Annotated in this window: 15 protein-coding genes; 9 read left to right on the top strand and 6 right to left on the bottom strand. The window is 63.2% G+C overall.

Translation table 11 applies throughout. From position 1 onward, the window contains the following. Positions 1-67: 67 nt before the first annotated feature. From MQW79_RS07095 to MQW79_RS07085, 3 genes are all read left to right on the top strand, one after another. The gene (locus MQW79_RS07095; protein ID WP_476587646.1) at positions 68-406 is read left to right on the top strand and encodes an ArsR/SmtB family transcription factor; all 339 of its coding nucleotides are present in this window, start codon (positions 68-70) and stop codon (positions 404-406) included. 256 nt (positions 407-662) lie between these two features. Further along, positions 663-1055 carry a VOC family protein gene (locus MQW79_RS07090; protein WP_476587645.1) on the top strand — a complete coding sequence of 131 codons (393 nt, stop codon included), beginning with the start codon at positions 663-665 and terminating at the stop codon, positions 1053-1055. A gap of 83 nt (positions 1056-1138) precedes the next feature. Next, positions 1139-2359 carry a PQQ-dependent sugar dehydrogenase gene (locus MQW79_RS07085; RefSeq protein ID WP_476587644.1) on the top strand — a complete coding sequence of 407 codons (1221 nt, stop codon included), beginning with the start codon at positions 1139-1141 and terminating at the stop codon, positions 2357-2359. A 51-nt stretch (positions 2360-2410) separates the two neighbouring features. Here the strand turns inward: MQW79_RS07085 and MQW79_RS07080 are convergent, their stop codons facing one another. Beyond that, positions 2411-2611, bottom strand: a complete 201-nt coding sequence (locus tag MQW79_RS07080) for a CsbD family protein (protein WP_476587643.1) — start codon at positions 2609-2611, stop codon at positions 2411-2413. Between the two features lie 114 nt (positions 2612-2725). Then, a complete protein-coding gene (locus tag MQW79_RS07075) occupies positions 2726-3091 on the bottom strand; it encodes a response regulator (RefSeq protein WP_476587641.1) in 366 nt (121 codons plus the stop codon). Between the two features lie 254 nt (positions 3092-3345). Here MQW79_RS07075 and MQW79_RS07070 point away from each other — a divergent pair, with 254 nt between their 5' ends. Continuing rightward, the gene (locus MQW79_RS07070) at positions 3346-4719 is read left to right on the top strand and encodes an HD-GYP domain-containing protein (RefSeq protein ID WP_476587640.1); all 1374 of its coding nucleotides are present in this window, start codon (positions 3346-3348) and stop codon (positions 4717-4719) included. On the opposite strand, the gene MQW79_RS07065 is transcribed toward MQW79_RS07070, so the two are convergent. After that, positions 4716-5825, bottom strand: a complete 1110-nt coding sequence (locus MQW79_RS07065; protein ID WP_476587639.1) for a THUMP domain-containing class I SAM-dependent RNA methyltransferase — start codon at positions 5823-5825, stop codon at positions 4716-4718. The two genes, MQW79_RS07070 and MQW79_RS07065, sit on opposite strands and share 4 nt — an antisense overlap. Positions 5826-5965: 140 nt before the next feature. Between MQW79_RS07065 and yghU the strand changes: the two genes are divergently transcribed. From yghU to MQW79_RS07040, 5 genes are all read left to right on the top strand, one after another. After that, positions 5966-6832, top strand: coding sequence for a glutathione-dependent disulfide-bond oxidoreductase (gene yghU / locus MQW79_RS07060; protein WP_476587638.1), 867 nt, complete (start codon positions 5966-5968; stop codon positions 6830-6832). A gap of 99 nt (positions 6833-6931) precedes the next feature. Next, positions 6932-7321 carry a YciI family protein gene (locus tag MQW79_RS07055; protein WP_476587637.1) on the top strand — a complete coding sequence of 130 codons (390 nt, stop codon included), beginning with the start codon at positions 6932-6934 and terminating at the stop codon, positions 7319-7321. Positions 7322-7530: 209 nt separating this feature from the next. After that, entirely contained in the window at positions 7531-8394 is an 864-nt protein-coding gene (gene motA / locus MQW79_RS07050; RefSeq protein WP_476587636.1) for a flagellar motor stator protein MotA, read from the top strand. A gap of 27 nt (positions 8395-8421) precedes the next feature. Continuing rightward, on the top strand, positions 8422-9342 hold the full coding sequence (locus MQW79_RS07045) for a flagellar motor protein MotB (protein WP_476587635.1): 921 nt from the start codon (positions 8422-8424) through the stop codon (positions 9340-9342). A 69-nt stretch (positions 9343-9411) separates the two neighbouring features. Next, complete coding sequence (locus MQW79_RS07040) at positions 9412-9585, top strand: DUF1328 family protein (protein ID WP_476587633.1); 174 nt, start codon at positions 9412-9414, stop codon at positions 9583-9585. A 6-nt stretch (positions 9586-9591) separates the two neighbouring features. Here MQW79_RS07040 and MQW79_RS07035 read toward each other — a convergent pair whose 3' ends face one another. The 3 genes from MQW79_RS07035 to MQW79_RS07025 are packed head-to-tail and all read right to left on the bottom strand — an operon-like array spanning position 9592 to position 12345. Continuing rightward, positions 9592-10059 (bottom strand): N-acetyltransferase family protein, encoded by a 468-nt coding sequence (locus MQW79_RS07035; protein WP_476587632.1) that lies wholly within the window; start codon positions 10057-10059, stop codon positions 9592-9594. A gap of 1 nt (position 10060) precedes the next feature. Next, positions 10061-11593: a permease gene (locus MQW79_RS07030; protein ID WP_476587631.1), complete on the bottom strand. Its 1533-nt coding sequence runs from the start codon at positions 11591-11593 to the stop codon at positions 10061-10063. Then, positions 11590-12345, bottom strand: a complete 756-nt coding sequence (locus tag MQW79_RS07025; RefSeq protein ID WP_476587629.1) for an ABC transporter ATP-binding protein — start codon at positions 12343-12345, stop codon at positions 11590-11592. The genes MQW79_RS07030 and MQW79_RS07025 overlap by 4 nt, the downstream gene beginning before the upstream one ends. Positions 12346-12428: the final 83 nt, after the last annotated feature.

Below are 12428 nucleotides of genomic sequence, written 5' to 3'. Positions count from 1 at the left end.
CACCATCAGCTTGCTCGACACCCACTTCAACTCGGCTTGACATGCAATAAAACCCTTGCCTATAAACATGCAAGGAAATACTTGCCTATTGGTGCTGATGGAACCGGACCAGCTCGACGCGATCTTCAAGGCTTTGGCGGACCCGACGCGGCGGCGGATCGTGGATCGGCTGGCGGCGCGGCCGAACCAGTCCCTGTTCGAGCTGTGCGCCGGGGCGGTGGCTGAGGGCCAGCCGGCCATGTCGCGGCAGGCGGTGAGCCAGCATCTCGACATGCTCGAACGGGCGGGGCTGATCAGCGTCAGCTGGTCGGGGCGGACGAAATTGCACACGCTGGAACTGGGGCCGCTGCGAGGGGCGCAGGCGGCGTGGCTGGGGCGGTATCTTACCGATGAGGCGAAGCCGTGACCCCTACCCGAGCTTGGCTATGGCCGGCGGTCAGCTTCGCTACCCCCCCCGTGGGGAGGGATCAAGGGGCGGCCGCGCAAGGCGTGAACTATCCCCCACCGTCACCACCGGGCTTGTCCCGGTGGTCCATGCGATGCGGCGGAATGGATTGCCCGGTCAAGCCGGGCAATGACGAAGGATACGAGATGGCTCGGGTTAGCCAGGCTGCCGCGGGTCGTGCCCAAGTGGCCAGTCAGTGGAAAGAAAGGACCAAAGAATGAAAATCTATGTGACGAGCGTGCTGGTGGACGATCAGCAGAAGGCGCTGGAATTTTATCGGGACAAGCTGGGTTTCGTGGTGAAGCACGATATCGATCTGGGCGGCGGCAATCGGTGGCTGACGGTGGTGTCGCCGGAAAATCCCGAGGGCACCGAACTGCTGCTTGAGCCCAGCGGGCATCCAGCCGTCGGGCCATTCAAGGAGGCGCTGGTGGCCGACGGCATTCCCTATACGTCGTTCATGGTCGATGACATCGCGGCCGAAACGGAAAGGCTCAAGGGCCTGGGCGTTCGTTTCACGGTGGAGCAGATGGATGCGGGCACGGTGCTGATGTCGGTCTTTGACGACACCTGCGGCAATCTCATCCAGATCGTGCAGTTGAAGGGGTGAGCCCAACGGCATCGTGAACGGCCAGCATGCAACGATGGGGGCGGCCAGGCTTTGGCCTCAGCAGAGGAAGAAGGAGATTTCCGATGCTGAACCCATCCCGATTACTGGCCGGCACGATGTTGTCGGCAGCCCTCTTGAGCGGACCCGCCCTGGCCCAAGGCCAGCCGGTGGAAACCGCGCCGGCCAATGCCCCAGACCAGACGCCAGCCTTTGAAGGGCAGACGCGGGCGCCCCAGCCCGAAGCGCCGGTAGCCACGCAGACTGAAGTGATTGCCGAAGGCCTGCCGCATCTGTGGGCCATGGAATTCCTGCCTGACGGGCGCATGCTGGTGACGGCCAAGGCGGGAGCGCTGCATATCATTTCGCCCGAAGGTGATGTCAGCGAGCCCATTGCCGGCGTGCCGGAGGTGGATGCCGCCGGGCAGGGGGGCCTGCTCGACGTAGCGCTGGCCACTGACTTCGACAGTTCCGGACGGATTTACATGTCCTTTGCCGAGCCGCGCGAGGGGGGCAACGGAACGTCGGTCGCCGCTGCGACGCTGGTGCTCGACGAGGCCGGCGGCGAGACGCTGGAGGATGTCGAGGTGATCTTCCGGCAGGAGCCGACCTATGCCGGGGAACTCCATTACGGATCGCGTATCGTGCCCACAGAAGATGGAAACCTCTTCGTCACCGTGGGCGAACGCTCGGACGAACCCATCCGGGACCAGGCGCAGGAGCTGCAAAGCGGCCTGGGGAAGATCTTCCGTATTACGCCGGAGGGTGAGCCGGCGGAGGGTAACCCCTTCTCCGCCGAGGAAGCCTTGCCCGAAATCTGGAGCCTTGGGCACCGCAATGTGCAGTCGGCCACGCTCGATGGCGAGGGACGGCTCTGGACCGTGGAGCATGGCGCCATGGGGGGCGATGAACTCAATCGTCCCGAGGCCGGCCTCAACTATGGCTGGCCGGAAGTGACCTATGGCGTGGCCTATAGCGGCGACCCGATCGGGGAAGGCGTGACCCAGAGCGCTGACACCGAGCAACCGGTCTATTACTGGGACCCGGTGATCGCGCCGTCGGGCATGGCCTATTACGAGGGCGAAGAATTCCCCGAATGGGATGGCGCCTTGCTCGTCGGTGGCCTTGTGGCCCAAGCAGTGGTCGTGCTGCACATGGATGGCGACAGGGTGGCCCAGGAAGAACGGGTCGACATGGGCGCCCGTATCCGCGACGTGCGGGTGGGGCCGGATAGTGCGGTCTATGCCGTGACCGAAGATCGAGACAGCGGCCAGTCGAGCATTGTCAGGATCAGCAAGGCCGAATAGGCACAAAAAAGCCCGGTGCGAACACCGGGCTTTTTTTAGAGGGCAGCCAGCTCAGTGCAGGCGGCCGGACCAATCGTCGATTTCCTTGCGGACCTCGTCCTTGGTCTTGCCATAGCGCTCCTGAAGCTTGCCTTCGAGCTGCTCGCGATTGCCGTCGATCTGGGCCATGTCGTCGTCCGTGAGTTTGCCCCACTGTTCCTTGGCCTTGCCCGAAAACTGCTTCCAGCTGCCTTCGATACGATTCCAATCCATAAGACGTCTCCTCTTGTTGGTTGTGGGAGGAAAACGCGCGCGCGGAGTCGGCGTTCCCACATCGTGATCACGATGTCGAGCTTGTGGCCGAAGGCTTCGGCAGGCCTGCGCCGCTCAGGCGGCGCGGGCGATGACCTGGCTCATGAGCGCGGCGAGAACGACGTCGACGCTATAGGGCTTGGGAATGAAGACCGCGCCATCGGGCAGCTGACCGGCCGCGGGGGTAACGCCGCCAGAGACCACGACGATGGGGAGGCCGGGGCGCTGTCGTGCGGCGAACCGCGCCAGTTGCAGGCCGTCATAGCCGCCGGGCAATTCGATGTCGGTGATAAGCGCCTGGATATTGTCGAGCAGGCCCATGGCACCCCTGGCGGTGGTCACCGGCACGGCCTCGATCTGGCGATCGGCGAGGTCGTCGACCAGGGCCAGCAAAGTCAGAATTTCGTCCTCGACCACGAGAACACGCGAGAGAGTGGTCATGGGAGATGTCCATTTGAACTAGAGCGAATGTTGTAGTCACAAGCCAGCAGCCGGCAAGTCGTTGCATGAGGCATGTGCATGGCTGCCTGCATGGTTAGCAATTGGTTCAAATTTTACGCATGCGGCCCGAGAGTGCCGGCGCCAGTGTTCCAGATCGGCGCCGCCAGGTTGATCCGGTCAGGCATTTTTGGGGTTCACCAGGGTAGTCGCTTAAGTATTGACGCGTAGGCTTGTGCTTCCGCCGGAGGCAAGCCGTGACCAGTCGCGAGACCATTCATCTTTCCGAAGTCGTCGGGGCGCTGAGCTTCGCGCTCGACATTACAGAGGGGCAGCCGGTAGGCCATAGCCTCCGCTGCTGCTGGATCGGCATGCATGTCGGGGCGGGATTGGGCCTCGGGGAAGCCGCTCTCTCTGACCTCTATTATACCCTGCTGCTCAAGGATATCGGCTGCAGTTCCAATGCGGCGCGCATCTGCCAGCTCTACCTGGCCGATGATCTGAGCTTCAAGGGCAATTACAAGGTCGTCGATACCAAGCTGCCGGAAATCCTGCGCTTCCTGATCGCCAATACGGCCCGGAAATCCGGATTCGTCGAGCGGCTGCAGACGCTGGTGCATATCGCCCGCAATGGCGGAGAAATCTCGCGCGAGCTGATCGAGACTCGTTGCCAGCGCGGCGCCGAGATTGCGCGTTCCATGCGCTTTTCCGAGGCGGTGGCGCAGGGCATTCTCGACCTCGATGAGCATTGGGACGGCAGTGGCCAGCCGGTCGGGCTCAGCGGCACGGCCATTTCCCAATTCGGACAGATCGCGCTGCTCGCCCAGGTGGTCGACGTGTTCTTCATGCGCGGCGGCGCCGAGGCGGCCCTGGCCGAAGTCGGCGAGCGCGCCGGGCGCTGGTTCGACCCGGAGCTGGTGGCGATTGTCGAAGAGCTGCGGGACGATCCGAGTTTCTGGCAGGCGCTGCTGGCCAGTGATCTCGATGCCAAGGTGATCGATCTCGAACCGCAGGCGCTGACGCGCGCGGTGGACGAGGACTATCTCGACGACATTGCTGCCGGTTTTGCGCAGGTCGTGGACGCCAAGAGCCCCTTTACCGCCGGGCACAGTGACCGCGTGGCGCTGTTCGCTGACCTCATCGCCGAAGAACTGGGTTATGCGCCGGAGCGCCGGCGGTGGCTGAAGCGCGCCGCGCTGCTGCACGATATCGGCAAGCTGGGCGTGTCCAACAGCGTGCTCGACAAGAACGGCAAACCGGATGAAGACGAATGGGCCGAGATCAAGAGGCATCCGGAACTGGGCCGCGTCATTCTTTCGAAGATCGCGGCTTTCAGCGACATGGCACGGATTGCCGGTGACCATCATGAAAAGCTCGACGGGCGGGGCTATCCGCATGGCATTGCCGGGGCGAGCATAGACCTCGACACGCGCATCGTCACGGTGGCCGATATCTTCGATGCCCTGACGGCAGACCGGCCCTATCGCAAGGCCATGCCCGTATCGGTGGCCTTCGGGATCATGGAAAAGGAAGTCGGAACCGCCATCGACGCCACGGTGATCGCGGCGCTGCAGCGTGGGTTCTCGCGTCTCGAAACCGTGGCCGAGCCGGTCAGCACTCAGGCGGCCTAGAGCTGGGCGCGGTAGAGGCCGACGCGGATGCCGCCATGCAGGACCGGGGGCAGCGGCGGCTCGAAGCTGAGGCCGGTGGCCTGGGCAAGCTGCTTGTCGGCGGTGATGATGCCCACCCGCCAGCCTTTGAAACGCGTCTTGAGCACCGTGCCAAGGGTGCGGTGCACGCCGATCAGCGGGCCCTTCTGGCCGATACGCGTGCCGTAAGGCGGGTTGACGATGACGAGGCCCGGCGGTCCTTCAGGCGGCATCAGATCCTCGATGGATTGCTGAGTGAAGTTTGTCAGCGCGACGACGCCGGCGCGGGTAGCATTTTCACTGGCCATGCGGATGGCGCCGGCATCGCGGTCGGAGCCGAAAAAGCGCTGGGTGCTGGCGCTGGCCTGACCGGACGTGCGCAGCTCTGACCAGGCGGCGGCGTCGAAACCGGGCAGGTGCTCGAAGGCAAAGGTCCGCTCGCGGCCTGGATTGAGGCCGAGGGCGATTTCGGCGGCCTCGATGACGAACGTGCCAGAGCCGCACATGGGGTCGAGCACGGGCTCGGCGCCTTTGTAGCCGCATTGACGGAGGAACATGGCGGCCATGGTCTCCCGCATCGGGGCCTTGGCGACGCCCTCCTTGAAGCCGCGCTTGTGGAGGCTTTCGCCCGTCGTATCGAGGCTGATGGTGACCAGATCGTCCTCGATGCGCACCATCACGCGCAAGTCAGCTTCTTCCGCGATGGGGGCGCCCAGCTCTTCCCTGATGGCGGTGGCGACGCGCTGGGCTGCTGCACCAGCATGATAGATGCGCGAGCGCTTGCAGGTGGCTTCGACATGGACGGGGATGTCGGGGCGGAGAATTTCCGACCAGGGCAGCTTGCGGGCGCGCTTGTCGAGCTGGGCCAGGTGCATGGCGCGGAAGGAGGCGACGCGCGCCAGAATGCGGGTGGCGCCGCGCAACACCAGATTGGCGCGCCAGACATCGGGCCAGGTGCCGGGGAAGGCTACGCCGCCATCAACGACCGTTGCCGCGCCAAAGCCGGCGGCGCGGGCCTCATCGGCAAGCGGCGCTTCAAGGCCAGGCGTGGCGACAAGGAAAATCTCGAAAGGGGCTGGTGCGGTCATGGCGGAGGCTTAGCCTCGGGCAGAGAAGCTGGCAACGAAGATTCCGGTGCCGCGGGGTTACGCCAGTCACGAACTGTGCTTATATCGGCAAAAGGCGATGGACGTTCGCCTCAAACAATCCACATCAGAAGAGCTTCGCGATGACCGAATATGTGCCGCCCAAAGTCTGGACCTGGGACAAGGAAAACGGGGGCGCCTTTGCCAGCACCAACCGGCCCATTGCCGGGGCGACGCATGACAAGGAACTGCCGCGCGGCGAGCATCCGATCCAGCTCTACTCGCTGGCGACGCCGAACGGCCAGAAGGTGACCATCATGCTCGAGGAGCTGCTGGCGGCCGGGCATGATGCGGAATACGACGCCTGGCTGATCAATATCGGCAAGGGCGACCAGTTCGGTTCGGACTTCGTGGCGATCAATCCGAATTCGAAGATCCCGGCGATGATGGACTATTCGCCCAAGGAGCCGATCCGCCTGTTCGAGAGCGCCTCGATGATGCTTTACCTGGCGGACAAGTACGATGCCTTCCTGTCCAAGGATGTTGCCAAGCGCGCCGAGACCATGAACTGGCTGTTCTGGCAGATGGGCAGCGCACCCTTTGTCGGAGGCGGCTTCGGGCATTTCTATGCCTATGCGCCGATCAAGATCGAGTATGCGATCAACCGCTATGCCATGGAAACCAAGCGTCAGCTCGACGTGCTCGACCGGCAGCTGGCAAGCCACGAATATGTATCGGGCAGCGACTATACGATTGCCGATATGGCCATCTTCCCCTGGTATGGCGGACTGGTTCTGGGCCGCGCCTACAATGCGGCGCAGTTCCTCGACGTGGAAACCTACAAGAACGTTCTTCGCTGGGCCAAGCAGGTGGATGCGCGCGAGCCGGTCAAGCGCGGCCGTTGCGTGAATGCCGCGGGCGGGCCGGAAGACGAGCATCTCTATGAGCGCCATTCGGCTGCCGATATCGACAAGGTGCTGGCCGTGCGCAAGGAGCGCGGCACGGTCTGAAACAGGAAATCCCCGCCAAGGCGGGGATTTTTTGCATCTTTCGGTCGAAATCGGCCATTCTCGTTCGTCGTCAGGGCACAACCCGAACGGAGGACAGATATGCGCTTCATGGCCCTGGTCTATTTCGAGCCCGGCTCGATGTCTCACCTAACGGCGGAGGATTTCCGTCAGCTCGGCGATGACACTATCGCGCATGACCACAAACTTCGCGACAGCGGGCACCTGATCTTTGCATCGCCGCTGGCGGGACTGGAGACGGCGCGGTCGCTGCGCAATGTCGATGGCGAACTGATTGCCGTCGATGGGCCCTATGCCGAGAGCAAGGAAGTCGTGGGCGGTTTTCTGCTGCTCGAGGCCGAGAGCCTGGATGTCCTGCAGCCGCTGTTCGAGGACGATCCGATCCTCAAGTATGGGCGCATGGAAATCCGGCCGCTGGTTGTGCACCAGCATAGCGAAACAGGCGAAATGCGACCCGAATTCTCGCTCTGACGATTAGCAGTCGTCGAGCAGATGAATATGTAGGGCCCTCCCGGAAGGGAGAAAATCCGTGCTGCATCAACGCCTGAATGTGCGCGAACACCAATAGGGGCCGCTGCGAATACACTCGCTGTTAAGCCTAGTCGGACCATTATGCGGCCCAATGGAGCCGCGTTCACGGCACCAAGCGTCCCTAGCGTATCCGAGTTCGAGTAAGCCCCATGCGTCTGATTATCGGTGTTATCGTCGTTTTCGCCTGCGTGTTCGGCGGATATGCGGCGATGGGTGGGCATGTCGAAGTGCTCTGGCAGCCCTTTGAATTCGTGATCATTCTGGGCGCGGCAATCGGTGCCTTCATCATCGCCAATGGCGCACCGGTGCTCAAGGCCGTGCCGGCCATGTTCGGCACGATGTTCAAGGGGCCCAAGTATAACAAGACCGCTTATCTCGAACTGCTGGGCATGCAGTTCTCGATGTACAAACTAATCCAGCAGAAGGGCATTCTGGGGATCGAGCCGCATATCGAGGACCCGCACAATTCCACCCTGTTCAACGCGTTCCCGAGCTTCGCCAAGAACCACCATGCGGTGGAGTTCGTGTGCGACTACATGCGCATGGTGACCATGGGTTCCAACAATGTGCATGAGATGGATGCGCTGATGGACGAGGAACTCGAAACGCACCACCAGGAACAGGAACGCATGGTTTCGGCGATGCAGGCCATTGCCGATGGTACGCCGGCGCTCGGTATCGTTGCCGCCGTGCTGGGCGTGATCAAGACCATGGGCGCCATTTCCGAGCCGCCCGAGGTGCTGGGTCACCTGATCGGCGGCGCACTGGTGGGTACGTTCTTTGGCGTGTTCGTGGCCTATGGCTTTTTCGGTCCCATGGCCCAGTCGCTCAAGAGCGCCTACGAGGCCGAGTCCAAGTATTTCCTGTCGCTCAAGGTGGGTCTCCTGGCTCATATCGGCGGCCAGCCGCCGGTCATGGCCATCGAGTTCGCCCGCAAGGCGCTGATGAGCGAAGTGCGCCCGACCTTTGCCGAAGTCGAAGCCTCCACCGCCGCGCTGCCGGCCACGACTTAAGTGTAGATAGAGACCGGGTAAGCCAGAATGGCGAATTACGACCAGCCCATCATCATCAAGAAGGTCAAGAAGGCCGCCCATGCTCACCATGGTGGCGCCTGGAAGATTGCCTATGCCGACTTCGTGACGGCGATGATGGCCTTCTTCCTCCTGATGTGGCTGATCAGCATGACCACGCCCGAGCAGAAGGAAGGCCTGGCCAATTATTTCGCTCCCGCCGCCCTCAGCATGACGACCAGCGGCGCCGGCGGCGTCATGGGCGGCAATGCCATGGACAATTCGGGCAACCAGATGTCTGGTTCGTCGGCCGATATTGTCGAGGATGCTCCGGCTTCGCCACAGAGCTCGACGCAGGGAACGACCGCGACCCATATCGGCGGTCCGGCGCGCGAGCAGGGCAGCGAAATGCAGGCCAGCAGCGACAGCGAATTCAACCTCAAGTCGATTGATGCCGAAGCCTTCCACAGTGCCGCCGCCAGCATCAAGCAGGCCTGGCAGTCGCTGCCTGAGGTTACCCCCTTCATGGACAATCTGCTGGTGGAGGAAACCGCAGAGGGCCTCGATATCCAGATCGTCGACCAGCAGGGTCGTCCGATGTTCCCCGAAGGCTCGAAATATCCGCTCGAACATACCCGCGCCGCCATTGCCGCGATCGGGCCGATCCTGCAGCAGCTCAATGCGCAGGTGACGATTTCGGGTCATACCGCAGCCGGTGGGCGCTATGACAATCCGCGCTATGGCCCCTGGGAGCTGTCGGCCGACCGTGCCAATGTGGTTCGGTCGGTGCTGGGGGAATTCGGCATGAGCGATGACCGCTTCAAGGCCGTTTCCGGGCGGGCGACCGACGAGCCGTTCTTCCCCAATGATCCCTATATGTCGGCCAATGAGCGGGTGCGCATCACGGTGCTGCACGCGCCGCCGCCAGTGCCGGCGGGCCTCCGACCCTAGCCCGCGTCAGGGAACGCAGACGCCACGCCTTTCGTTGTGCCATCATCGAACGGAAGGCAAAAGCGTCATATGCTACAACTCCTTATCGTCCTCATTCTGGTTGCGCTGGTGTCCGGCGCACTGGGGTTCAGCGGGCTCGCCGGTGCGGCAGCGACGCTGGCCAAGATCGTGGCTGTGATCATGCTGATCGGCGTGGTGCTGATCCTGATCCTGGGCTTTATGGGGCTGGCCATCCTGTTCTAGACAGGGCTAGAGAAGGAGCTTGAAGCCTTCGTGGCTCATGGCGAAGCCGAGCTTCTTGTAGAAGCGATGGGCGTCGAGGCGGACCTTGTTGGAGGTCAGCTGCACCATGCCGCAACCGGCTTCGCGGCTGCGCTCGATGGCCCAGAGTACCATTTCGGTGCCGAGGCCATTGCCTCGCTGGTCGCTGCGGATGTGCACGTTTTCCAGCATGGCGCGCTTCATGCCGAAACGGACGAGACCGGGCAGGACGCTGATCTGCAGCGTGCCGACGATCGCGCCATCGCGCTCGGCCACGACCAGCCGCTCGCGCGGATCAGCAGCGATCTCGTCGAAAGCGGCGCGATTGCGCGGGTCGAACAGGGTGGCGCGGTCGAGCGGAGGCGTGTCCGTGCCACGCGCATCGCCGGCATGGCACAGTTCAAGGATCGTAGGGATGTCGTCGGGCGTGGCGTCCCGGAAGATAAGGGCAGACATTTCAGGCTTTTCTCGGTGCGATGAGTCGGGCCAAGCCTAGCACGGCAAGCGCCAGAATGGCCGGACCGATCGCCAGGGCCGAGCCTGCAGCCCAAAGCGCACCAGTGGCGGCCCAGAGGATGGAGGAGAAGGCTTCACTCAGAGTAGCGGCCCGCGAGGCCACCTGGCGGCGGCGGAACATCGAGCGTTTGGCCGTGACCCGGAACCAGAGCTGGATGGCGGTCGAGGTCGATGCGGCCATGATCGCGCAGACGGCGGTGACCAATGCCATAGGCCATGAGGCAATGGCCAGCAAGACCAGCAATGGCGCGAGAACCACGAGGATGACCGTCAATACCGCTTCGATCTTGGCGCGGAGCACGGTCGACTGTGTCAGCGGGGCCGTAGCGACAAGGTCGTGTGCGTCTTCGCCTGATATGGCCAACCATGAGAGGCCACCCGCGAGCTGTCCACAGGCCATGACCAGCACCGGCACGATGACGATGAAAGTACCGTCGCCGGCGCCATAGTTGATCCAGAGCAGCAGCGCGGGGGGCACAAGATAGAGCAGTTGCATCAAGGTTTGCGAGAGCAGCCATGGGTCGCGCTGGAGAAGTTTCCATTCCTTGCGGCGAAGGGCCTGGCGCTGGGTGATGGCGGCAAAGGCGCGCGGCGAGCCGCGGCGCTGGCTGCTGACGTGGTTGAGGCCCGCAGCAGAGGTCGCCAGGCGTCCATAGCTGGGCGCGACAGTAGCGACCGTCAGCACCAGAACGGCCAGACTGAGGCCGATCAGTAGAAAGGCAGGAACGGGCTCGCCCAGGGCGGCACGGGCGGGGAGCCAGAGCCAGCTTTGCGCATCTGGCATTGCGGCGATCAGCGCATCGGACTGGAAGAGGTCAAACCGCGAATAGCCGCCATGGGTGAGGATTGCCGCCGCCTGGATACCAATGACAAAACCGGCCCCGACAATCCCGGCGACGATCTGCGCGATAAGGCGCGTGCGGCGCGGGCCGGCCAGGCGGAAAAGCAGGCGTGTGAGGGTCATGGCGATGGCCACCGACAGGGCGGCCAAGGCGATGAGAACCAGACATGCCGAAAGCCAGCGGGGGCCATCCTGTAGGGATAGGGCGATGACCAACGGGGAAATGAGCAGCACGCCGAGCGTGGCTGTTGACGCAAAGACGGCGCCGGCCCGGACTGCAAAGAGGCGGTTGCTTGACGTCGGCGAGGAGAGAATGAGGTCCAGATCGGAGCGGCCGTAATAGACACGCGTGACCGCCTCGAGCGCCTGCGACAGGGTGACCGTCCAGAACAGGAGGCCCGTGCCGGAGACCAGCACGAGCGTATCCTTGTCGAGAACAATGCCGCCCTCTACCCAAGGACGGATGGCGAACCAGGCAATGAGCAGCATGAGGCCATAGACCAAGCCTCCGCCGACGATCCAGCCGAGGAGACGCACGCGCTGTCCACCGGTCATCATGGCGAGGGCATCGCGCCAGGCGAGCCGGAATTCGTGAGCGGCCAGCCAGGGCAGGGAGGCGGGCGCGAAGCTCACGCTGCGTCCTTCCCGGTTGACTGGCCTTCAGCCACGAGGTCGAGGAAGATTTCCTCCAGCGTCGTCTCGCGGCCAATACGGGTGCGCAACTCGGCCAGGGTGCCCTCGGCGATGAGACGACCCTGCGCGATGACGCCAATGCGTTCGGCCATGCGCTCGGCCACTTCGAGGATATGGGTGGTCATGATGACGGTGACGCCCGCAGCGGTGCGCTGGCGCAGCACGTCCTTGACCTGTCGCGCCGAGCCCGCATCGAGCCCGGTCAAGGGTTCATCGAGGATGATAAGGTCGGGATCATGAACGAGGGCGCCCGCCAGGGCGACCTTCTGCAACATGCCCTTGGAAAAGCCGCCACACAATTCGTTGGCATGGGGCGAGAGGCCCAGCCAATCAATCAGGTCGCCTGCCGAGGCCTTGGCGCGGGCGGGATCGACCTGCCAGAGACCGGCAACGAAATCGAGATATTCGAGCGGGGTGAGCCGGTCATAGACCATGGGCTCGTCGGACACCCAGGCCATGCGCCGCTTGGCAGCGACCGGATCGGCCAGGGCGTCTATTCCCAGAATGGAGATTGAGCCTGCATCCGGCTTCAGCAAACCTGCGACCATGCGCAGGATCGTGGTCTTGCCCGCGCCATTGGGTCCGAGAAGGGCGTAGAATTCGCCTCGCCCAATGGTCAGGTCGACTCCCTTGACGACGGGGCGATCAAAGCTCTTGGCAAGACCGGACAGGACGAGGGCTGGGCTGGGCATGGCAATCGGATCCCGAAACTATGGGGGAACACTAGTGAGCAGGTGTTTCGCGGCGGTTTATCGGCAGTGTTAAGATTTGCTGC

Source organism: Devosia sp. Micro-HW1 (assembly GCF_056341075.1).
Note: the sequence above shows the minus strand (reverse complement) of the source record. Positions and strands in the feature narration are given on the sequence as shown.